Annotated in this window: 24 protein-coding genes; 14 read left to right on the forward strand and 10 right to left on the reverse strand. The window is 64.3% G+C overall.

The annotated features are described in order from the left end of the window. Positions 1-64 precede the first annotated feature (64 nt). Positions 65-295 carry a DUF4170 domain-containing protein gene (locus tag WC729_RS07915; RefSeq protein ID WP_372851352.1) on the forward strand — a complete coding sequence of 77 codons (231 nt, stop codon included), beginning with the start codon at positions 65-67 and terminating at the stop codon, positions 293-295. An 18-nt stretch (positions 296-313) separates the two neighbouring features. On the opposite strand, the gene WC729_RS07920 is transcribed toward WC729_RS07915, so the two are convergent. Then, positions 314-955 (reverse strand): dihydrofolate reductase family protein, encoded by a 642-nt coding sequence (locus WC729_RS07920; RefSeq protein WP_372851354.1) that lies wholly within the window; start codon positions 953-955, stop codon positions 314-316. Positions 956-1103: 148 nt separating this feature from the next. Between WC729_RS07920 and WC729_RS07925 the strand changes: the two genes are divergently transcribed. Beyond that, positions 1104-1460 (forward strand): ArsR/SmtB family transcription factor, encoded by a 357-nt coding sequence (locus tag WC729_RS07925; RefSeq protein ID WP_372851356.1) that lies wholly within the window; start codon positions 1104-1106, stop codon positions 1458-1460. Continuing rightward, entirely contained in the window at positions 1444-1845 is a 402-nt protein-coding gene (locus tag WC729_RS07930) for an SRPBCC domain-containing protein (RefSeq protein ID WP_372851358.1), read from the forward strand. Before WC729_RS07925 ends, WC729_RS07930 begins: the two co-directional genes overlap by 17 nt. Before the next feature lie 161 nt (positions 1846-2006). On the opposite strand, the gene WC729_RS07935 is transcribed toward WC729_RS07930, so the two are convergent. The 3 genes from WC729_RS07935 to WC729_RS07945 all read right to left on the reverse strand — a co-directional run bounded on the left by WC729_RS07935 (position 2007) and on the right by WC729_RS07945 (position 4078). Continuing rightward, the gene (locus tag WC729_RS07935) at positions 2007-2567 is read right to left on the reverse strand and encodes a YkgJ family cysteine cluster protein (RefSeq protein ID WP_372851360.1); all 561 of its coding nucleotides are present in this window, start codon (positions 2565-2567) and stop codon (positions 2007-2009) included. Between the two features lie 183 nt (positions 2568-2750). Beyond that, a complete protein-coding gene (locus WC729_RS07940; RefSeq protein WP_372851362.1) occupies positions 2751-3221 on the reverse strand; it encodes a DUF1801 domain-containing protein in 471 nt (156 codons plus the stop codon). Positions 3222-3259: 38 nt separating this feature from the next. Beyond that, on the reverse strand, positions 3260-4078 hold the full coding sequence (locus WC729_RS07945) for a hypothetical protein (protein WP_372851364.1): 819 nt from the start codon (positions 4076-4078) through the stop codon (positions 3260-3262). 438 nt (positions 4079-4516) lie between these two features. Between WC729_RS07945 and WC729_RS07950 the strand changes: the two genes are divergently transcribed. The 3 genes from WC729_RS07950 to WC729_RS07960 all read left to right on the forward strand — a co-directional run bounded on the left by WC729_RS07950 (position 4517) and on the right by WC729_RS07960 (position 6107). Further along, positions 4517-4789 (forward strand): PadR family transcriptional regulator, encoded by a 273-nt coding sequence (locus tag WC729_RS07950; protein WP_372851366.1) that lies wholly within the window; start codon positions 4517-4519, stop codon positions 4787-4789. Beyond that, positions 4786-5430, forward strand: a complete 645-nt coding sequence (locus tag WC729_RS07955; protein WP_372851368.1) for a hypothetical protein — start codon at positions 4786-4788, stop codon at positions 5428-5430. Before WC729_RS07950 ends, WC729_RS07955 begins: the two co-directional genes overlap by 4 nt. A 308-nt stretch (positions 5431-5738) precedes the next feature. After that, positions 5739-6107: a hypothetical protein gene (locus WC729_RS07960; protein ID WP_372851370.1), complete on the forward strand. Its 369-nt coding sequence runs from the start codon at positions 5739-5741 to the stop codon at positions 6105-6107. A gap of 162 nt (positions 6108-6269) precedes the next feature. Here WC729_RS07960 and WC729_RS07965 read toward each other — a convergent pair whose 3' ends face one another. From WC729_RS07965 to carA, 6 genes are all read right to left on the reverse strand, one after another. Further along, positions 6270-6839, reverse strand: coding sequence for a rhomboid family intramembrane serine protease (locus WC729_RS07965; RefSeq protein ID WP_372851372.1), 570 nt, complete (start codon positions 6837-6839; stop codon positions 6270-6272). 65 nt (positions 6840-6904) lie between these two features. Continuing rightward, positions 6905-7381 carry a transcription elongation factor GreA gene (greA, locus tag WC729_RS07970; RefSeq protein WP_372851374.1) on the reverse strand — a complete coding sequence of 159 codons (477 nt, stop codon included), beginning with the start codon at positions 7379-7381 and terminating at the stop codon, positions 6905-6907. A 79-nt stretch (positions 7382-7460) separates the two neighbouring features. Beyond that, the gene (carB, locus tag WC729_RS07975) at positions 7461-10796 is read right to left on the reverse strand and encodes a carbamoyl-phosphate synthase large subunit (protein ID WP_372851376.1); all 3336 of its coding nucleotides are present in this window, start codon (positions 10794-10796) and stop codon (positions 7461-7463) included. Next, positions 10796-11308, reverse strand: coding sequence for a hypothetical protein (locus WC729_RS07980; protein WP_372851378.1), 513 nt, complete (start codon positions 11306-11308; stop codon positions 10796-10798). The genes carB and WC729_RS07980 overlap by 1 nt, the downstream gene beginning before the upstream one ends. Continuing rightward, a complete protein-coding gene (locus WC729_RS07985) occupies positions 11308-11670 on the reverse strand; it encodes a ribonuclease E inhibitor RraB (protein ID WP_372851381.1) in 363 nt (120 codons plus the stop codon). The genes WC729_RS07980 and WC729_RS07985 overlap by 1 nt, the downstream gene beginning before the upstream one ends. Beyond that, positions 11667-12839: a glutamine-hydrolyzing carbamoyl-phosphate synthase small subunit gene (gene carA / locus WC729_RS07990; protein WP_372851383.1), complete on the reverse strand. Its 1173-nt coding sequence runs from the start codon at positions 12837-12839 to the stop codon at positions 11667-11669. The genes WC729_RS07985 and carA overlap by 4 nt, the downstream gene beginning before the upstream one ends. 128 nt (positions 12840-12967) lie before the next feature. Between carA and WC729_RS07995 the strand changes: the two genes are divergently transcribed. From WC729_RS07995 to WC729_RS08030, 8 genes are all read left to right on the forward strand, one after another. Continuing rightward, positions 12968-13420, forward strand: coding sequence for a GatB/YqeY domain-containing protein (locus WC729_RS07995; protein ID WP_372851385.1), 453 nt, complete (start codon positions 12968-12970; stop codon positions 13418-13420). A gap of 54 nt (positions 13421-13474) precedes the next feature. Continuing rightward, positions 13475-15349, forward strand: a complete 1875-nt coding sequence (gene dnaG, locus WC729_RS08000) for a DNA primase (protein ID WP_372851387.1) — start codon at positions 13475-13477, stop codon at positions 15347-15349. Next, positions 15349-17379 carry an RNA polymerase sigma factor RpoD gene (rpoD, locus tag WC729_RS08005; RefSeq protein ID WP_372851389.1) on the forward strand — a complete coding sequence of 677 codons (2031 nt, stop codon included), beginning with the start codon at positions 15349-15351 and terminating at the stop codon, positions 17377-17379. The genes dnaG and rpoD overlap by 1 nt, the downstream gene beginning before the upstream one ends. A 248-nt stretch (positions 17380-17627) precedes the next feature. Continuing rightward, a complete protein-coding gene (locus tag WC729_RS08010) occupies positions 17628-18293 on the forward strand; it encodes a hypothetical protein (protein WP_372851391.1) in 666 nt (221 codons plus the stop codon). A gap of 72 nt (positions 18294-18365) precedes the next feature. Then, positions 18366-19220 (forward strand): AAA family ATPase, encoded by an 855-nt coding sequence (locus tag WC729_RS08015; RefSeq protein ID WP_372851393.1) that lies wholly within the window; start codon positions 18366-18368, stop codon positions 19218-19220. Positions 19221-19343: 123 nt separating this feature from the next. Beyond that, positions 19344-19922 (forward strand): CHAP domain-containing protein, encoded by a 579-nt coding sequence (locus WC729_RS08020; protein ID WP_372851395.1) that lies wholly within the window; start codon positions 19344-19346, stop codon positions 19920-19922. Between the two features lie 48 nt (positions 19923-19970). Then, positions 19971-21092 (forward strand): hypothetical protein, encoded by a 1122-nt coding sequence (locus tag WC729_RS08025; RefSeq protein ID WP_372851397.1) that lies wholly within the window; start codon positions 19971-19973, stop codon positions 21090-21092. 16 nt (positions 21093-21108) lie between these two features. Next, a complete protein-coding gene (locus WC729_RS08030) occupies positions 21109-22287 on the forward strand; it encodes a VWA domain-containing protein (protein ID WP_372851399.1) in 1179 nt (392 codons plus the stop codon). Positions 22288-22289: the final 2 nt, after the last annotated feature.

Here is a 22289-nt window from a genome sequence, read left to right on the forward strand (position 1 = left end):
CGGTTCACCTCGTGGAATTCCCGCTCTAAGGACGAGGCGACTCCTCCCTTTGGAAGCCCGATCCATGAGCAAGCTCCACCTGGTCTTCGGCGGCCGCGTCAAGGACCCCCGCCATCTCGATTTCGACGATCTCGATTCGATCGAGATCGTCGGCGTCTTCCCCGATTATGCCAGCGCCGAAAAAGCCTGGCGCTCGGCCGCCCAGCGCACCGTCGACGATGCCGAGATGAAGTTCGTGGTGGTCCACCTCCACCGCCTGCTCGAACCCGACGTGCTGGCGCCGCCCAAGGCCTGAGCGTCAGGTAAACACAAGCTAGCGGTGAAAGGTCAGGTGGATGGTGCCGCTCGGCGCCGTCTCGGTCTTGACCGCGTAGCCAGTCTCCAAACCGCGCAGATCGTCCCACAGGCATATGCCGCGCCCAAGCAAAATCGGGGCGATAGCAACATGGAGGCGATCGACGAGCCCTGCCTTCAGATACGCGCGCGCGACGGAGGCACCACCGCCGACCCGAACATCCTTGCCGTCCGCCACACCGATAGCCTGCCGGAGCGCATCGGCTGGCGTGGTGTCGATGAAATGGAAAACGGTCCCGCCCGCCATCTCAATCGATGGCCGTGGTTTATGGGTCAGGACGAAGACCGGAACGCGGAACGGTGGCTCGTCGCCCCACCAGCCACGCCAGTCGGGATCATCGGGGAAATTGTGGAGGCCGAACATGCCGGCGCCCATGATCTCGGCACCCACATTGGCGAAATACGCCTGCGCATAGTCGTCGTCGACACCGGTGGTTCCTGCTCCCGTGCCGTCCTTGAAGACGCGCTCACGCATAGTTCGCGTCGCAGCATAGGCGCTGACGAGACGCATCCAGTCCTCGCCGAACGGCTTTTCGGGCGTCTGGTCCGTCGTCGTCGCGAAACCGTCGAGTGAGATGTTGAGGTCGATTCGAACTGCCACTGGAGCACTCCCGATACGTGGTTGCATGACCGCCTTGATGTCGGCTGGAGCCTGATACTAAGGCACATGCCTTCGTATTGACGGCCAAACACTAAGGCAAGTGCCTTTTTATCCTTGATCGGCCTCTTCGACCAATTTACGTAAGGCCATGCCTCACCACTCGACCCCCCTCGACCTTGCCTTTCACGCGCTCAGCGACCCCACCCGCCGTGCCGTGCTGTCGCGGCTGGCCATGGACGAGCTGCCGGTCAGCACCCTGGCCAAGCCCTTCGACATGGCGCTGCCCTCCTTCGCCCAGCATCTCAAAGTACTGGAAGATTGCGGGTTGATCGTCAGCGAGAAGCGCGGGCGCAGCCGCTGGTGCAAGCTGGTGCAGTCGCGCTTCGACGAAGCGGCGGACTGGATGGAAGCCGAGCGCGGGCGCTGGGCCAGACGGTTGGATCGGCTGGAAGTCTATTTGGACAAGACCGAAGAGGATGAGGCAGGACATGGCAAACCCGTTTGAGACCTGGGCGCTCGATCGCGAAATCGTGCTGATGAAGCTGCTCAACCACCCACGCGACAAGGTCTTTGCCGCCTGGATCGATCCCAGGGCACTGGCCGAGGTGGGCGTGTTCGAGGGCCGGGAGCAGCGCTTCGCGAACCTCGTGCGCTTTCTGGAGATCGTGCCGAACGAACGGATCGTGATGGACCATGGCTCGCCCGAGCCCGACGATCCCGATCGTTTCCGCGTCACCGTAACATTCGACGAGCAGACTGACGGCAAGACGGTGCTGACCATGCGCCAGCTCCACCCCAGCCGCGAACGGCGTCGGGTGGTCATCGGCTTCGGCGCGGTGGAATATGGGCTGCAGACGCTGGACGGCCTTGCCGCCTGGCTGGACGGCTGAGCCCCTGACCGCTCAGCTATCACGCTCGTCAGCTGGCACCTCGGGATCGGTCGCGCAAACCGCGCCACACCACGCCGCCCTGATCTCCGATCACGCAAACATGCGCCGTCTTGTCAGGCAGGTTTTGGGAATCGTTGACGACATCCCACCTGCCTCAAAGTCTAGCCGTTTGCCGCGAAAACCCCGTAGCGCTCGCGCCACGCGGCCACTTCGTCCTGTAGATGCGCAGGCGCAGCCTCTCCCGAGAGGACGAGCGAAGCGACCTCATTCTCGGGGTGCATCAGCATCTTCCTCGACCCGTCGCTGAACCAGACGGGGACCAACTGATCGCACAGGCTGTCGAGGATGGTCGCAGCCATGCCATTCTCGATCGCATCACGCCCGGCGATCGCGCGGACATGGATCGACACCCCTTCGAAGCAGTTGCGCGGCGCACGCTCGAAATTGATCGACACGAGAAGACCCGACCGGTCCGGCCGGGCTTCATCGGGCATGTCCGCAACCCGTCGCCAGGCGCAGAACCATGTCCGGCAGATATGCGGGCGCACCGCATGGATGCCGCACCCACGCGAACAAAGGTGCGTGCAGGGCGTCCCCGCCGGCTTCTTGAAATCGGGCGTATCGACCGTGAGCACGGTGCAGCACGCCACGCAATCGCCGCAGTCGCGATCGGCGAGGACCGGTCCCAGCAGGATGGTTTCCAGGTCAGTCTCGGTGTGCATCCGCGCAGGAGGTGCCTCGACCCCGGTGGGAACACAAGAGTCCGGCGCGGAATGATATCGGGGCGCGGCCCATGGCGAAACCGGTGGCGACAAATCCGCGATGCCGCCATTCGCCTTTCGGCGAGCCGGTCGGTTGAGCGGCTTGAACCGGCACATGGCATTCCGGCGACCGACCACGGACCATCAGCCTGATTTCGGCTTCTTCCCTGAAGCGAGCGGTTTCAACGCGGCTTGCGACATCCATGAAATTACCTGGGCTTCGTGCAGCTCCTCCGTCGATGCCAGCTCGACGCCGCGCGTGGCTTTGCCCATTCCAATAGGCGCTACCGGAGGCTCGGGGCTGATCTCGGTGCCCCGTATGAACATCAGCTTCACATGACCGACAAAAGCGCCGGACGAGAAGCACCAACCGTCAGGCACACCATAATAGGCCATGCCCCACTTCACCGCGCGTTTGAGGTCAGGCACTGCCTGCATGGCCAGTGCGTCGATACGCTCGGCGATATCGCGCTGCGGCTGCGGCAAACTGGCGATGTAGGCGAACACCGGCTTGTCCCCTTCCGCGGTCTTGGCCGAACTGGCTTTGCCCGTCATGGCGACAAGGAGTTCCGCCTCTCTTGTGTCGGCAGGCTGATTGCCCGAAACTTTTGTCATGGAATGTTCCTTTCGCGTGTTCGGTAGGCAAAGGACGACTACATCCCGGCCATCGCGGCCGGCGTGCCGTCAGACCAGGTCGGCGTGCCGACCAGGACGACCGAAACCGGCGGAAGCGCCGCGGCTTCGGCCGCGTGCTCCGGCAGGAAGAACCAGTAATTGCCGCCAATGACGGGCGATCCGGCCGCGTTGGCGCCCCAATCGGTTCCGTCCTTGAACGGGATGTAGAACATCACATGAGCCATGCCGTGGGTGCCCAGATCGGTCAGGTACGCCGTCTTCGACATCATGAAGCACATCGCACCCGCTTCCAGCGGCGGAATGTCGCCGCTGCGCAACTTGGCTTTTATGCGCTCCATGATGTCGGCATCGGTGCGACCGGCAAGCGTCATCGCTGTACGAAGCCTGGCGATCGGGGTCATCGACCGTGCAGCCTGGGGATTGTCGCAACCCGCCGCCCGAATTTTCGGATTCCATCGTTCGGACCAGTCGCTGGCACTGGCGAAGCCGCGGGCCACCCAGCAGACAAAGCCATTGGTTCCTGAAACGGCGGTTTCGTAGCCGGTCGGGGTCATGACGAGAACGGTCGCATCTTTCGAAATCGAAGCGGGCGCTGCGCTCCTGGCGAGCGCGATTTCCTGGTCGCGGTCCATCAGATAGGCGTCGATCGGGGCCATGCGGGAATATGTTTCCGCCGGCTGGGCCGTTGCGCCGGTGACCACAAACAACGCGGACGCCATGAATATCGCCCTGGCCGCCAGCCTGGCGACCGAGCTCACCGCCGTTGCATTCCAAATCGAGCGGCGGAAGAGGCTCTCGCCATCAGTGGCTTTTTTCCGAGACATCATCAAACGCATCGTCTTGCCTCCGTTTTGCAGGCCTCTCCCGTGGAGCGGCATCGGAACGACGAATGAGCGGATCGATATTCGACATCGTCTCGTAATTTTTTCTACAAAAGATGCGGACGACGAATGGCTACTTTTTGGGATCGGCGCCAATTTCATTGATTGACCGGATTGGGCGCAGAGCGGCTGCTGATGACCGGTCCGGGGCGCAATGATACCGGAGTGCGACCCATGGCCAGCCTTCGGGATCGCGCGCCGAATGCCTGACGCCTGGTAGACGTCGTGAAGCGCCGAACGAATTTGGGATGCCAGACCTCGAAAGCTGAGGCTTGCGACGAGCCTGGGTGCGTTCGGCAACCCCCTGCATAGGGCCTGCGAGCCCTGTGTTGACTCTTAAATCTACATATGTAGTACTCAATCATGCTCCGAAAACGACAACCCTCGACACAGATGCGTACCCTCCTCGACGCGCTATCCGCGCAACGACAGGAATGGCGGCATGGATATGATCTCATGAAGGAGACCGGCCTCTCGTCCGGAACGCTCTATCCCTTGCTGATGCGCATGACCGATCAGGGGCTCGTCGAGGCTGAGTGGCGCGAGCCGGCGCAGCCCGGCCGGCCCGCCCGTCACGCCTACCGATTGACCGCTGCCGGCTTTGCGCTCGCGCTGCAGCTGCCCGGCGATCGCGGAACTCTTCCTTCAAAGGCCTCGCTCGCATGAAGGCGACGGTGTCACGTGCGGTGATGGCCCTGGCCGTGTGCTGCCTGGACGAGAGCCGCCGGGAATGGTCGGCGGCGATGCTCGCGGAGTTCGAGGCGGCGGTAACGGACGGAAAGCCGCTGCTGTTCGCGATCGGCTGCCTCGCGGCGGCATGGCGCGAGATGCTGACGCGGGAGCGAGGCCGCTTCGTCCTGACCAACTACGCCCTGGTGCTCGGCGTGATGATCCCGATGGCCGCCCTGCAAATCGGATGCGCCCTGCTTGGCCTTCCCTATCTCTATCCAGGACAGCACGGGCTTTCGGGCGCGTTGCTTGAAGGAGGCACGCATGAAGGCCTTCTGCGCGGCGTCTATCAAGCGGCCATTCCTTCGCTTGCGTTTCTCCAGCTGTTGATCGGCCTCGGGCATCTTCGCATCGCCTGGGTGATGCTGAACCGCGATTGGGCTGGTGTCACGCGCTCGGGAATGCGGATGCTGGCCGCCGCTGCGACGCTCATCCTGTTCATGGGGGTGCTCTTTCTCGACAGCACCCAGGCGCTGCTTCAGGGCGCCGTGCTGGCGATTGAACTGGCAGCTGTTTCGATGGTGGCGCGGTGGCATGTCCAGCTCTCCCCCGCGGCTGGGACGCAACAGCCCGGGTAACGATTCCGGCCCCTTTGTTTGCCGGACCTTCGGGAGCACCGCCCCGGAGATAGAGGCCGTGTGCCTGCAGACGGTGCCGCGATGCGACGCGACGTTTTTCGCTGGAAAATCAACGCAGAGGCCATGCCTCCAGACCAAGGAGAGATCACATGCAATACTCCCGTCCACGCTTCGGAGCATTGCTCCTCCCCGCAGCCGCTACAGCCTTACTCCTTGGCGGACCCGCCCCTGCGCAGCCAGGGAATGCGCGTCCGGCGGCGGCCGGGCAGTCGCCCTTCCTCGGGGCGTGGGAACTCGACCTGACGCGAATGCCCGATTCCTATGGCCCGCCCCCGAAGCGGGTGACCTTTACATTCGAAGACGCCGGCTCGGGCCAGTGGCGAACGGAGATCGACATCGTCGCGCCGAACGACAGCGTCAGGCATTCGGCGGTCCAGTATCGGCGCGACGGCAAGATGGCGCCGGCCGAAGGCGATACGAATGAAGCGGACAGCGCCGCGTTCAACTCTCCGGCGCCCAACGTGCTCGTCATGGGCCTGGCCAAGAACAAGGTTCTGGGGGCGGTGCGCGTCTATACCATTTCGGCCGATGGCAAGGAGATGACCGAATCCGCCACCAACGTAGATACCACGGGTGCACCCTTCGTGCGCAACTTCCACTTCAGGCGCATTCGCTAAGGTCCCTGGCCGATCTCCCAGCCCTTACGCCCCGCGGATCTATCTCGATTCAGCGGGCTGGAACGCCACGGAAATCGGCCAGAATGCTCGACACCCGAAAGCGCCGTCCCAACCTCATCCCCCGCAACCCTCACCCCATTTGAATCGACGGCCATCGCCGGCTCACGCCTTGCGATAGGTCCACGCCAACATCGGTTTGGCCAGCGCGATGCCCGCAAGCAACCCGCCGACCGGCTCGACGATCGTCACCGACACCGCAAAGCTCTGCGCGATGACGGCAAAGGCGATCTGGATCGCCATCCAGACGGCCGCGAGGATCGCGATCTGGGTCAGCCGGTTATGGTGCCGCGCGATCGGAATGGCGTCCGGCACGCCGTACAGCATGAAATAGGCGCCGATCACCGCAAACACCGGCGCGTCGAGCCCGGCACTGGCCAGCGCCGATCCCGGCGTCAGGATCAGCCGCGCCAGCGCGCCGCCATAGGCGCCCGCGACGAAGATCACGCCCAGCCCGAGCGGCTTGATCGCCTTTTCGACATAGCGGCCGGCGATCAGCAGGAAGATCAGGTTGAAGATCGCCGAGACGAAATCGCGCGCCAGGAAGGCGGAGGCGAGCGGCGAGAGCCAGGACCGGATCGGATCGTTGCTCCACCCGCCGGCCAGGAAATCCCCGGGCGTGAAGCCAAACCAGATCGCGGCCGCATCCAGCCCGAGCACCGCCGTCGCGAGCAAGACGGTAAAGACCGACAGCGCAACCAGCGCGTCGGTGAACCGGCCCCGCGGAAGATCGATTCCGTTCAGATGAATTCGATCTTCGAGACGACGTAATAACGGTCGCCCGACGGCACCGTCACTTCGACTTCGTCATCGACCTTGCGCCCGATCAGGGCACGGCCGAGCGGCGAGTTGTACGAGATGCGCCCGCCCTTGGCGTCGGCCTCGGTCTGGCCGACGATCTGGTAGCGGATCGGCTTCTCGTCCTCGTCGAGCAGGGTGACGGTCGCGCCGAACACGACCTTGTCGCCCGACAGGTCGCGCGGATCGATCACCTGCGCACGGCTGAGCTTGTCCTCGATGTCGGAGATCGACGCCTCGATCTGCCCCTGCCGCTCCTTGGCGGCATGATATTCGGCGTTTTCGGAAAGGTCGCCGTGCGCGCGCGCTTCCTCGATCGCGTCGACGATGGTCGGGCGCTCCGCTTTCAGCCGCTTCAGGTCCGCATTGAGCTTTTCATAGCCCTCCTGCAGCATCGGCATCTTGTCGACGGTCGCCATCCCTTTAGGTCCTTCGTCAAAAAATCACTTGAAGCCGGCCCTCACGGACCCGCCCGCACGTCTTCTCTCATGTGGGAAATTATTTGTGCGAGTGCGAATAATAGGATTGCAAAGGCCGCACTTCAAGGCTGCGTGTCGCGAGCGCCACGATCGCCTGTGCCGCAGCGACACTGGCGGGGGCCGTGGTGAAGTACGGGATCTTCTGATTTAGCGCCGAAGCGCGGATCGGCTGCGAGTCCTTCAGGGACTGCCAGCCTTCCGTCGTGTTGAAGATCAGGTCGATCTGGCCGTCCTTGATCCGGTCGACGATATGCGGCCGGCCCTGCGCCACCTTGTTGACCCGCTCGACCAGCACGCCGTGCGCCGACAGATAATCCGCCGTGCCGCCGGTCGCGACGATGGCGAAGCCATTCTCGGCAAGCAGCTTCACGCCCGGCAGGACGACCGGCTTGTCGCCGTCCTTCACGCTGACGAACAGGGTGCCCGCTTTCGGCAGCACATTGCTCGCGCCGAGCTGCGACTTGGCGAACGCCATGACGAAATCGCTATCGATCCCCATCACTTCGCCGGTAGACTTCATTTCCGGTGAGAGCACCGGATCGATGCCCGGGAAGCGATTGAACGGAAACACTGCTTCCTTCACCGCGACATAATCGATCGCGCGATCGATCTTCGGCAGGTCGGCAAGCTTCTCGCCTGCCATCACCCGCGCCGCGATCTTGGCGATCGGCGCGCCGATCGCCTTGGCGACGAACGGCACCGTCCGGCTGGCGCGCGGATTGACCTCGATGAGGTAGACCAGGCCGTCCTTGACCGCGAACTGGATGTTCATCAGCCCGACCACCGAAAGCGCCCCGGCGAGCAGGGTCGTCTGGCGCTCGATCTCGGCAATGATCTCGTCGGACAGGCTGTAGGGCGGGATCGAGCAGGCGCTGTCGCCCGAATGCACGCCGGCTTCCTCGATATGCTGAAGCACGCCCGCCACCGTCACATCGGTGCCATCGGAGATCGCATCGACATCCACTTCGATCGCGTCGCGCAGATACTGGTCGATGAGGACGGGCGAGTCGCCCGACACCTGCACCGCGGTCTGGATATAATCGTCGAGCTGTGCCGGGCCGTCGACGATCTCCATCGCCCGGCCGCCCAGCACATAGCTTGGCCGCATCAGCACCGGATAGCCGATCCGCTCGGCCACCTTGATCGCCTCGTCGCGGCTGCGCGCAATGCCGTTGGCCGGCTGGAGCAGGCCGAGCTTGGTGATCAGCGCGGCGAACCGCTCACGGTCCTCCGCCAGGTCGATCGCGTCCGGGCTGGTGCCCAGGATCGGGATACCGGCCTGTTCCAGCGCATGCGCCAGGTTGAGCGGGGTCTGGCCGCCGAACTGGACGATCACGCCCACCAGCGTGCCGTTCTGCTGCTCTACATGCAGGATCTCGAGCACATCCTCGGCGGTCAGCGGCTCGAAATAGAGCCGGTCCGACGTGTCGTAATCGGTCGACACCGTCTCCGGGTTGCAGTTGACCATGATCGTCTCATAGCCGGCGTCGGCCAGCGCGAAGCAGGCATGGCAGCAGCAATAATCGAACTCGATGCCCTGCCCGATCCGGTTCGGCCCGCCGCCCAGGATGACGATCTTGCGCCGGTCCGACGGCATGGCCTCATTCTCGGGTTCGCCGAAGCTCGGCGCCTCATAGGTCGAGTACATGTACGGCGTCTTCGCCTCGAACTCGGCCGCGCAGGTGTCGATCCGCTTGAACACCGGGCGCACGCCGAGCCTGTGGCGGAGCTTGCGCACCTCATCCTCGGTCACGCCGCCGGTCATCGCCACCACGGCGTCGTGGATCAGCCCCGACCCGCGCGCGATGCCGCGGTCCATGCCGCCATGGAGATTGGCGGATTTGAGCGCGAGCCAGGCAAGCCGCTTGTCGCTGAAGCCCATCGACTTGAGCCGGCGCATGCCCACCGCGTCCTGCGGCAGGCCGCCCCGGCACACTTCCTCCTCGGCGTCGATGATCTCGGCGATCCGCTCCAGGAACCAGGGGTCGTATTTCGCGATCGCATGCACTTCGGCGACGGTGAAGCCTTCGCGCAGCGCCTGGGCCGCGACCAGCAGCCGGTCCGGCGTGGCGCGGGCCAGCGCCGCCTCGATCGCATCGCGCGGTGCGCCGACCAGCGCATCGACCTGATTGAAACCGCTCAGGCCCGTTTCCAGGCCGCGCAGCGCCTTCTGCATCGATTCATGGATGTTGCGGCCGATCGCCATCACTTCACCGACCGATTTCATCGCGGTCGACAGGATCGGCTCGGCGCCCTTGAACTTCTCGAAGGCGAAGCGCGGGATCTTGGTGACGACATAGTCGATCGTCGGCTCGAACGAGGCCGGGGTCGCGCCGGTGATGTCGTTGATGATCTCGTCGAGCGTGTAGCCGACCGCCAGCTTGGCCGCGACCTTGGCGATCGGGAAGCCCGTCGCCTTGGAGGCAAGCGCCGAGGAGCGCGAGACGCGCGGGTTCATCTCGATCACGACGAGGCGCCCGTCCTTCGGATTGACCGCGAACTGGACGTTGGAACCACCTGTTTCCACACCGATTTCACGCAGCACCGCGATGCTCGCGTTGCGCATGATCTGATATTCCTTGTCGGTCAGCGTCAGCGCCGGCGCGACGGTGATGGAATCGCCCGTATGGACGCCCATCGGATCGACATTCTCGATGGAGCAGATGATGATGCAATTGTCGTTGCGGTCGCGCACGACCTCCATCTCGTACTCTTTCCAGCCGAGCAGCGATTCCTCGATCAGCACTTCGGTGGTGGGCGACGCGTCGAGCCCCTTGCGCACGATCTCCTCGAACTCGGCGCGGTTATAGGCAATGCCCCCGCCCGATCCGCCCATGGTGAAGCTCGGGCGGATGATCGCCGGGAGGCCGGTCGTCTCGAGCCCGGCCACTGCCTCTTCCAGCGTGTGCGCAATGGCGGAGCGAGCGGATTCGAGCCCGATCCTGTCCATCGCGTCGCGGAACTTCAGCCGGTCCTCGGCCTTGTCGATCGCCTCGGCATCGGCGCCGATCATTTGGACGCCGTATTTTGCCAGGGTGCCGTCGTTGAACAGCGCCAGCGCGGTGTTGAGCGCGGTCTGTCCGCCCATCGTCGGCAGGACGGCGTCCGGCCGCTCCTTCTCGATGATCTTGGCGACGATCTCGGGCGTGATCGGCTCGACATAGGTCGCGTCGGCCAGCTCGGGATCGGTCATGATCGTCGCCGGGTTCGAATTGACCAGGACGATGCGATAGCCTTCCTCGCGCAGCGCCTTGATCGCCTGCGTGCCGGAATAATCGAACTCGCACGCCTGGCCGATGACGATCGGGCCGGCGCCGATGACGAGGATCGAGGAGATGTCGGTGCGTTTTGGCATTATGTGGTGCTTTGGTCCTTCGCGTCTTCTGCTGGCTCGGGCGGATAGACGTTGGGTTTGTCGGTCATCAGCGTGTCGACGGCGGCAAAGGCCTCGCCGAAGCCGGTCATCAGCGCCGCTTCGGTCTCCGGCTTGACCGCGCAGGTCTTGGCGAAGTCGCTGAAAGCCTCATGGACCTGCTTGCGAACCTCCGCGGCGCGATCCGCCGGCGGATCGCCGAAGTCGAAGCCCGAATTATAGCTCAGGCCCTTGCAGCCGTTGATCGCCTTGAACTCGGCCTGGATGCTGCCGGCAGTGTTGCTCTCGCTCGGGCGGTAGATCAGGTCGATCTCGGGGATGACCTTCTCGATCGTCACCAGCCGGTCGCTGTCGTCGCCGGGCTTGTGGCCGACATCCGCCATCTTCCAGCCCGCCGCGATCGGGGTCAGGCTGTCCTGCGCCATGCTCGCGCCGGCGCACAGGAACAGGCCGGCCGCGAGGGCGGCGTTGGAGATGGCGGCGCGCGCGATCATCAATGGGCCGGCCCGGTCTCGGCCGCGCAGCCCCAGCCCTCATATTCCACGTCGTACAGGATCTCGATCTGCAGGCATTGCAGGGTCAGCGCCTTGATCGACGCGGCATCGGCCTTCTGATGGCGCGCGAGGAACAGCGAGATGCCGCCATCCTCATTCTCTTCGCGCTCGATCACCGAGAAGCCGAACTGCCCGGCTTCCTCGGCGAGCTGGTCCAGCGCGTCTTCCTCGCCGGCAAAGCTGACATCGACCAGCCGCTCCAGCTCGGGCCGGTCGCCGCCCTCGGCGAGCCGCGCGAGCACGTCCTGGTCGCCGAGCCATTCCTGCTCGAACCGGGTCTGGTCCACCTCGGGCAGGCTCATGCCCTTTTCTCCAGCGAGCTGACGAACTTTTCGAACAGATAAAGGCTGTCCTGCGGCCCCGGGCTCGCCTCGGGATGATATTGCACGCTGAAGGCCGGCCGGTCGGTCAGCTCGAACCCGGCGTTCGATCCGTCGAACAGCGACACGTGAGTCTCGCGCGCCGTTGCCGGCAGCGTCTCGCTCATCACTGCGAAGCCATGGTTCATGCTGGTGATCTCGACCGCGCCGTCGCTCAGCCGCTTGACCGGATGGTTCGCGCCGCGATGGCCCTGGAACATCTTGGTCGTCTCCGCCCCCACCGCAAGGCCGAGCAGCTGGTGGCCGAGGCAGATGCCGAACAGCGGAATGCGCGTCTCGAGCAGCTGCTGGATCACCGGCACCGCATACTCACCGGTCGCGGCGGGATCGCCCGGGCCGTTCGACAGGAAGATGCCGTCGGGCTTCAGTGCCATGACCTGCTCGAAACTGGCGGAGGCGGGCAGCACGCTGACCTTCGCACCGGCTCTCACCAGATTGCGGTAAATGTTTCGTTTGGCGCCATAATCGATCGCCACGACATGCGGCCGCGCATCCCCCGAATCCATGGTCCCGTATCCGAACCCCAGCCGCCAGATGCCGCCCTCCCAACCATAATGCGTCTCGGTGGTGACCGAGATGGCGAGGTCCATGCCCTCCAGCCCCGGCCATGCCTTGGCCATCTCCAGCAGCAGCGGAAGATCGAACTTGCCGTCCGCCCGGTGCGAGATCACCCCATTGGGCGCCCCGCCGGTGCGGATGCGGCGGGTCAGCGCGCGCGTGTCGATGCCGGACAGGCCGATTCGGTCGTGCCGCTTCATCCAGTCATCGAGCCGCTCGACCGAGCGGAAGTTGGACGGCGCGGTCACGTCCTCGCGGACGATGATGCCCAGTGCGTGCGGGTCGTTCGCTTCGATATCCTCGGGGTTCGCGCCGACATTGCCGATATGCGGGAAGGTGAAGGTGATGATCTGTCCGGCGAAGGACGGATCGGTCATCACTTCCTGATAGCCGGTCATCGCGGTGTGGAAACATACCTCGCCCACCGCCTCGCCTTCAGCGCCGAATCCGCGCCCCCACGCAATGTCCCCATTGGCGAGGACGAGGACTCCCGTCGCTCCTTCGGGCGCAGTTACGGGTTTGGCGTCGGCCATCGTGGCGGGCACTCCTTCGGGTTTCGATGTCGCTAAGCGGCGGTCGCTAAGCCTCGCGGGGCGGAGCGTCAATCTGTTAAAGATTCCCCCGCCGCGCTATCGGTGTGGATTACCGAAAAGGACCGACAATGATTCGCGACGACATCAAGGCCGCGCTCATCACCGCTATGAAGGGCGGAGACAAGCAAGGCACCGCCGCCCTCCGCCTGATCCAGTCAGCGATCAAGAACCGCGACATCGAGGCGCGCACCGGCAAGGCGCCCGAGGACGACGATACGCTGGTGGTCGAGGTGCTGCAGAAGATGGTCAAGCAGCGCCGCGAATCGATCGATATGTTCGTGAAGGGCAATCGCCAGGAACTGGCCGACGCCGAATCCGCCGAGGTCGCGGTGATCGAGCGCTTCCTGCCGCAGCAGATGAGCGACGCGGAAACGTCGGCCGCGATCGAAGCGATCAAGGCCGAGCTGGGCGCGACGGGCATGAAGGACATGGGCCGCGTGATGGCGGAACTGAAGGCGCGTCATGCGCAGAGCCTCGACATGAGCAAGGCAAGCGGGCTGGTGAAGGCGGCGCTGGCGTAAGGTGGAGGATGTCCCGCCTCTTCTTCCTCTCCTCCCGCCTGAGGGAGGAGAGGAATGAGCCTCTCCCCCCAGTTCCTCGACGAGCTCCGCACCCGCACCCTGCTTTCGGCGCTGATCGGCCGTACCACCAAGCTGCAAAAGGCCGGCCGGGAATTCCGTGCCTGCTGCCCGTTCCACAACGAGAAGAGCCCAAGCTTCTACGTCAACGACGACAAGGCGTTTTACCATTGCTTCGGCTGCGGCGCGCATGGCGATGCGATCCGCTGGATGACCGACCAGCGCGGCCTGCCCTTCATGGATGCAGTGAAGGAGCTGGCCCAGGCCGCCGGCATGGAACTGCCGGCGATGGACCCGCGCTCGGCCGAAAAGGCGGAGCAAGCCAAGGGTCTGCATGACGCGATGAAAGCCGCGGCCGACTGGTTCGAAGCGCAGCTCGGCGGTCTCGATGGCGGCGAGGCGGTGGCACTGCTCAAGCGCCGGGGGATCACGGACCAGGCGCGGCGGGATTTCGGCCTTGGCTTCGCGCCCGATTCGCGCGGCAAGCTGCGCACCGCGCTACGCGACTTCGGCGATCCGATGTTGGTCGAGACGGGCCTGCTCATCAAGGTCGACGACAAGGAACCGTACGACCGGTTTCGCGGCCGGCTGATGATCCCGATCCGCGATCCGCGCGGCCGCACCATTGCCTTCGGCGGCCGCATCATCGGCGACGGTGAACCAAAATATCTCAACTCCCCCGAGACGCCGCTCTTCGACAAGGGCCGCACGCTCTACAATCTCGACCGTGCCGCCCCCGCGTCGCGCAAGTCCGGCCGCGTGCTGGTGGTCGAGGGCTATATGGACGTCATCGCCCTCGCCCAGGCCGGCTTCGGCGAGGCCGTCGCCCCGCTCGGTACCGCGCTGACCGAAGCACAGCTCGAACGCCTGTGGCGCCTCAGCGACATCCCGATCCTGTGCTTCGACGGCGATTCGGCCGGACAAAAGGCAGCGATGCGCGCCGCCCATCGCGCGCTCCCCATGCTCGCCCCCGGCCGCAGCCTTGCCTTCGTCACCCTGCCCGAGGGAATCGACCCCGACGATCTGGTCCGCATGAAGGGCCCGGCGGCGTTCGAGGAGCTGCTCCGCACGCCCGAGCCGCTGGTCGATCGCCTCTGGGCGCATGAACTCGCCGCCGAGCCGCTGAACACGCCCGAACAAAAGGCCGGGCTGAAAATGCGCCTCAACGAAATCGCCCAATCGATCGCCGACAAGAATGTCAGCATCGAATATCAGGCAGAATTCCGCCGCCGCTTCGACGATCTGTACGCCCGGGTCCGCGAGCCCTTCCGCGCCTTCCAGCCCGGGCCGAAGCGCAAGCCCGGCCAGAAATGGAAAGCGCCCGACCCACCCGTGGGCGAGGTCGCCAAGGGCGTGCGCGCCACCGGCATCGACCGGATCCTCGCCAAGGCGGTGCTCGCCGGCCTGATCCGTCATCCGGCCGAAATCGCCCGTCACATGGAGGTTCTAGGGTCGCTGAAACTGGCCGATGGAGCGCTCGGGCGGCTATTCGAGGCGGTGGTCGATCTCGCCGTTGAAGATCAGGCGCTTGATAGCGAGGGCTTGCTCACCATATTGGCGAAATCAGGATTCGATAACATCGCCAGCAATCTGCTACGGGCCGACCAATTATCGTGGTCGTTCACGCTGAAAGGTGCCGAACCCGCGAGAGCGAGGGAGGACCTGGACGAAGCCATCGCCATTCTGGTGGCACGGCCGGAAGTGGATGCGGCACTGGCGGAAGCAACGGCAGCGCTCATGGCGCGTTATTCGGACGAAGCCTTTGAACGGCAGGTTTCGCTGGTGAAGGAACAACAGGCGCTCGACGCACGACTTGCAAATCTGGTGCAAGCGAACGAAGACGCCAGAGCTTTAGGTACCGAGGGCAATTAATGGCGAAAACGGAAATGGCGGACGTCGCTGATACGACCGAGAACAGCGATGCGCCCCTGATCGACTTGAACGATGCGTCGATCAAGAAGCTCGTCGCGCGCGCCAAGAAGCGCGGCTACATCACCTATGAGCAGCTCAACGAGGCGCTGCCGCAGGATCAGATGTCATCGGATCAGCTCGAGGACGTGATGTCCGCGCTGAACGAGATGGGCATCAACATCGTCGAGAATGACGAAGCGGGCGAGGACGGCGAAGAGGCCGATCAGCCTGAGGACGAGGTCGAATCGGTCGATTCGTCCGAGGAAAGCGCGCCAGCGCTCGACGTGAAGAAAAAAGAGGTCATCGATCGCACCGACGATCCGGTGCGCATGTACCTGCGCGAGATGGGCGCGGTCGAGCTGCTCAGCCGCGAGGGCGAAATCGCCATCGCCAAGCGCATCGAGGCTGGCCGCGACACGATGATCCTCGGGCTCTGCGAAAGCCCGATCACCTTCAACGCGATCATCGACTGGTCGACCGCGCTCAACGAAGGCACGATGCAGCTGCGCGAGATCCTCGATCTCGACGCGATGCTGTCGAAGGACCCGGCGCCCGAGTCGCTGACCGACGACGATGCCGAAGGTTCGGGCGAGATTTCCGAAAAGACCGCAGGCCCGTCGTTCAAGGAAGAGGAAGAGCCTGAAGAGGCCGCCGCCGACGAGGACGAGGATTCGATGACCGAGCGGCGCACGCCGCGGCCGTCGGACGATGAGGAGGAGGACAACACCCTCAGCCTCGCCCAGATGGAGGAACAGCTCAAGCCGCAGGCGCTTGAGCGGTTCGCCAATATCACGGCGATCTACAAGAAATTCTCGAAGATGCAGCAGCAGCGGCTCGAGGCGATGGCCGCGGGCGGCGAGCTGTCGGGTGCCGAGGAGCGCAAATACCAGAAGCTGCGCGAGGACCTGACTGCCGAGGTCGAGAGCGTCCAGTTCCACAATGCCAAGATCGAATATCTCGTCGATCAGCTCTATGCCTTCAACCGGCGCCTGACCGCGCTGGGCGGCCAGATGCTGCGCCTTGCCGAGCGCCACAAGGTGCCGCGCAAGGACTTCCTCGACCGCTATATCGGCCATGAGCTGGACGAGCAGTTCCTGACCAGCGTGTCGAAGCTCGACAAGAAATGGACTGCCTTCGTCGCGAACGAGAGCGATGCGGTCGACCGTATCCGTATCGAAATTTCGGAGATCAGCCAGGCGACGGGCATGTCGCTCAACGAGTTCCGTCGGATCGTCAACATGGTCCAGAAGGGCGAGCGCGAAGCGCGTATCGCCAAGAAGGAAATGGTCGAGGCCAACCTGCGGCTCGTGATCTCGATCGCGAAGAAATACACCAATCGCGGGCTTCAGTTCCTGGATCTCATCCAGGAGGGCAATATCGGCCTGATGAAGGCCGTGGATAAGTTCGAATATCGCCGCGGCTACAAGTTCAGCACCTACGCCACCTGGTGGATCCGCCAGGCGATCACGCGCTCGATCGCCGACCAGGCGCGCACGATCCGCATCCCGGTGCACATGATCGAGACGATCAACAAGCTGGTGCGGACCAGCCGCCAGTTCCTCCACGAGCAGGGCCGCGAGCCCACGCCCGAGGAAATGGCCGAGCGCCTGTCGATGCCGCTCGAAAAGGTCCGCAAGGTGATGAAGATCGCCAAGGAGCCGATCTCCCTCGAAACGCCGATCGGCGACGAGGAAGATTCGCATCTCGGCGATTTCATCGAGGACAAGAACGCCGTCATTCCCGTCGATGCGGCGATCCAGGCGAACCTCAAGGAAACGGTCACCCGGGTGCTTGCGTCGCTCACCCCGCGTGAAGAGCGCGTGCTGCGCATGCGCTTCGGCATCGGCATGAACACCGATCACACGCTGGAAGAGGTCGGTCAGCAATTCTCGGTGACGCGCGAGCGAATCCGGCAGATCGAGGCGAAGGCGCTGCGCAAGCTCAAGCACCCGTCGCGGTCGCGCAAGATGCGCAGCTTCCTCGACCAGTAAGACCGGAAACGGTTGTTTCTCGCAAAAAGCGCCCCGGACCCGTTCCGGGGCGCTTTTTCGTGCGCCGCACCGGTGAACGGAAAGAGAAATGCGCCCGGCCGAGGCTTCAGCCCGGCAAAATCGTCGTGGTTGAGACAGGCTTAATCGCCTCTAAACCAGGTCTTTACGCCCTTCGGTATATTCCCTGCCTTCATTGATGAATTCGCGCCGGATTGGCCGGCGCTTTCAAACAGAAACCCCGGGGGGTCATGGCTTTCGATTCGGCACTTGGTCAACGCATCGGCGGCAGCTGGGGCACCATTGCCACGCTGGCGTCGGTCGACGGGACCGCGACTCATCCGATGCCGCGCGCGCTGTCGGGCACCACCGTCGCCGTACGCGACCTGACCGACGCGGTGCACGCGCTGTGCTGGCTGCACGGCCGTCACCCGGGCGTGATCGACCACGCCGCCGCGCATAGTCATCAGCCTGCCGCGCAGGACTGGCTGGAATCGGCCGCCGCCGCCTTTACCGAGGAACGCACCTATCTCGCGCGGCTCACTGCCGCCGCCGGCCCCCTGCCCTCGACTCCGGGCCAAGCCGAGTCGGAGGCGGCCGTCGCCGGCCAGCGCCATGCGCTCGACATGCTCGCCCAGTCGGATCGTACCGGCTGTGCGACCGGCGCCGCGATCGCCCTGGTGCTGGACTGGGCCGCCGTGCGCGTGATGCTCGACGCTGCCGCCCGCCGCTTCGGCGTCGAGCCGCCCGCGTCCGACCTGCCCGACGAGATGGAGACCGCCTCGCTGGTCTCCGCGCTCGCCGAAACCCCCGCGATCGAGCGCGCCATGGCGTTCGGCGCGCAGCAGATCCTGGCGCAGCATCGCGGCCTGTGGGACCTGCTCGAAGCCCGCGCGAGCGCCCGCAACCACCAATAACACCGGCTTGCGCCGGGCCCTTAATTCCCTCTATCCCCAAACCCGATATTCGAAACGGGATTGGACGGCTGGATGAAGCGCTTCGAGGGCACGCAAAGCTATGTCGCGACGGACGACCTGAAGGTCGCGGTCAACGCCGCCGTCACGTTGCGCCGCCCATTGCTCGTCAAGGGCGAGCCCGGCACGGGCAAGACCGTCCTCGCTTATGAGATCGCCAAGGCCGTCGGCGCGCCGCTGATCGAATGGAACATCAAGTCGACCACCAAGGCGCAGCAGGGCCTGTACGAATATGACGCGGTCGCCCGGCTGCGCGACGGCCAGCTCGGCGACGAACGAGTCCACGACATCTCCAACTATATCCGCCGCGGCAAATTGTGGGAGGCGTTCACCGCGCCCGAGGTGCCCGTCCTGCTGATCGACGAGATCGACAAGGCCGATATCGAGTTCCCCAACGACCTGCTCCAGGAACTCGATCGCATGGAATTCCATGTCTACGAGACCAAGGAAACGGTCCGCGCGGTCGAGCGCCCGATCGTCGTCATCACCTCCAATAACGAGAAGGAGCTGCCCGACGCGTTCCTGCGCCGCTGCTTCTTCCACTATATCAAATTCCCCGATCGCGAGACGATGCAGGCGATCGTCGACGTGCATTTCCCCGGTATCCAGAAGATCCTGGTCTCCAGGGCGATGGATATTTTCTACGACGTCCGCGACGTGCCGGGCCTGAAGAAGAAGCCGTCGACCAGCGAATTGCTCGACTGGCTCAAGCTGCTCCTCCACGAGGATATGCCGCTCGAGGTCCTGCAGAACCGCGATCCGACCAAGGCGATCCCTCCGCTTCACGGCGCACTGCTCAAGAACGAGCAGGACGTGATGCTGTTCGAACGCCTGGCGTTCATGGCGAAGCGGCAGGCGAACAAGGGCTGACGCCGCTACCCTGTCCTTGCCCGCCAGGGGGCAAAAAAGGGCGCATGCCAAAACATGATTTACCTCCTGTAAACCACTGTCGGATACGCAAGCTTTGGGGGGGCACCATCAAGGTGCCCGTGTATGCGTATCTTTTCCTCGATTGCCGTTCTGGCGGCGGCCTGTGCCCTGTCGCCCGTCGGAACAATGTCGCCTGCCAGCGCGGCCTCCTTGCTCGATTATGTCGGCGAGTGCGTGCCCTTTGCTCGCGCGGCCAGCGGCATCCAGATCTATGGCGACGCCTGGACCTGGTGGGACCAGGCTGACGGCAAGTACAGGCGCGGCGACACGCCCAGGGTGGGCTCGGTCATCGTCTTCGCCAAGACCTCACGCCTGCCCCTCGGCCATGTCGCGGTGATCAGCCGGGTCGTCACGTCGCGCGTCGTGATGGTCACTCATGCCAATTGGTCACGCATGAACGGCGAACGCGGCCATGCCGAGCAGGACGTGACCCTGACGGACGTGTCGCGCGACAATGACTGGAGCGAAGTACAGGTCTGGTACCGCGACCGCGACGGGCTCGGGACGACAACCTACCCGGTCTATGGCTTCATCTACGGCACGCCCGAGGCGAAACAGATCGCCAAGGCCCGCCCCGCGTCCGAGCTGACCGGCGACGATCCGGACTATGTCGGCGCGATGATCGACGTCTACGCACGCTGAGCTTGTTCCTGCCGTCCCGCGTGGCATGATGCCGTAAGGGAGGGCCATATGCTCGTTGCGCGCACTTTTCCGCTGTTGCTTTCATTGGCTTTTGCCCAGCCGGCCCTGGCCCAGGTCGATCCCGGCGCCGGCGCGTGGAAACTCGACGGCCCTTTTGCCACGGTCACCGCAGGCGGCATCGGTATTCCCGCGGTGGCGGGCGCGCTTTCCCTGTCCCAGACGGGCGAGGCATCGCTCAAGGGCAAGGGTGTCGACAATGTCGCGCAATATGAATCGGACGACCATGAGATCCAGGGGACGATCTACGTCTTCTACCCACGCTATGCTGATACCGCCCTGGCGACCTGGGCAACGGATCGCGCGATTCGCGAACGCTTTGGGCCGAACGTCACGCTTGCCGCCGACAGCGTCGTCACCGTGGGCGGCGTCCCGCACGCTGGTGTACGGCGCATCTATCAGAAGGGCGAACTCACGGCCGGGAAACCCCTGACGACGGCCGCGGGCTTCGTCCGGGCGGGGAGCTGGATCATCGCCGTGCGGGTGAGCGGCCCCTCGGCACGAAATGCCGATGTCGAAGCCGCGCTCGACGCCCTGCTTGCCGGCATGCGATTTGACGGCAAGGACAAGCCGATGGAAGCCTCGCCGCTGAACCTTGCGGCGCCCTGCCCCGCGGTTGAAGGAAAGCGCGCCAAGCTGCTGAAGGACAAGGCCGCCTCGAGTAACACGTTGTTGGCCTCGTTGCTCGGCGGATCGATCGTCATCGACGACAAGACCGATGGGACCGTTACCAGGGCGACGCTGCTCGCCTTTCCCCAGAACGGCGCAAAGGCACTGTGCCTTCGCGGCGTCGTCGACACGGGGCAGCGAAAGCTCGACGTACTGTCGCCAGCGAACGCCGATGACGGCCAGATCGCGTTGATCCTGCTCGACGATGCCGGCGGCACTTTCGCAGTCGAGCCCGCCCTGCTGCTGGGCAAGGGTTTTGTCGTGAAACACTATGGCATCGGCACCGTCGATGTCCTCGGCAGCTATGACGCCATGCCGACCCTGGCGCAGATCGGCGACATCATGAGCGGTGCCGACAAGCAAGGCGGCATCATTCGGTCGAGCACGACCTTCACACCCGACGGAAAATCGACCATCAACATCGATCCGGACACCCTGAAGTGACTCCAAAGGCGCGACGATGTTCCTGAACTTCCTCGACGAGCTCCGCGCCGCCGGCATCCCGGCGAGCATGAAGGAGCATCTGATCCTGCTCGAGGCGCTCGACCGCGACGTGATCGAGCGCACGCCCGAGGATTTCTACTACCTGTCCCGCGCCGTCTACGTGAAGGACGAGGGGCTGCTCGACCGGTTCGACCAGGTCTTCGCCAAGGTGTTCAAGGGCATCTCGACCAGCTTCGCCGCACAGAATGCCGACATTCCCGAGGAATGGCTCCGCGCCGTTGCCGAGAAATATCTGACGCCCGAGGAGATGGAGGCGATCAAGTCGCTCGGCTCCTGGGAAGAGATCATGGAGACGCTGCAGAAGAGGCTCGAGGAACAGCAGGGCCGGCACCAGGGCGGCAACAAATGGATCGGCACCGGCGGCACCAGCCCGTACGGCAATTCGGGCTACAACCCGGAAGGCGTCCGCATCGGCGGCGAGAGCAAGAACAAGCGTGCCCTGAAAGTGTGGGACCAGCGCGACTTCAGGAATCTCGACAACACCAAGGAGCTCGGCACCCGCAACATCAAGATCGCGCTGCGCCGCCTGCGCCGCTTCGCCCGCGAAGGCGCCGCGGACGAGCTCGATATCGACGCGACCATCGACGGCACTGCCCGCCAGGGCTGGCTCGACGTCGTGATGCGGCCCGAGCGGCACAATGCGGTCAAGCTGCTGCTGTTCCTCGATGTCGGCGGATCGATGGATCCCTGGGTGAAGCTCTGCGAGGAGCTGTTCTCGGCAGCGACCACCGAGTTCAAGAATCTCGAATTCTTCTATTTCCATAATTGCCCGTACGAGGGCGTATGGAAGGACAATCGTCGTCGCTTCACCGAGCGCACGCCACTCTGGGATGTGCTCCACAAATACGGCCATGATTACAAGCTGGTGCTGGTCGGCGACGCCTCGATGAGTCCGTACGAGATTACCCATCCCGGCGGTTCGGTCGAGCATTTCAACGAGGAATCGGGCGCGGTGTGGATGCACCGCCTGACCACTACCTACCCTGCGGCGGTGTGGCTCAATCCCGTGCCCGAACAGCAATGGGGCTATTCCCAGTCGGTCCGCATCCTCCGCGAGCTGATGAACGACCGCATGTACCCGCTGAGCCTGGCCGGGCTCGACGATGCGATGCGCGAGTTGACGCGCAAGCGGTGAGG

It is taken from the genome of Sphingomonas sp., assembly GCF_041661825.1.
GTDB lineage: Bacteria > Pseudomonadota > Alphaproteobacteria > Sphingomonadales > Sphingomonadaceae > Sphingomonas.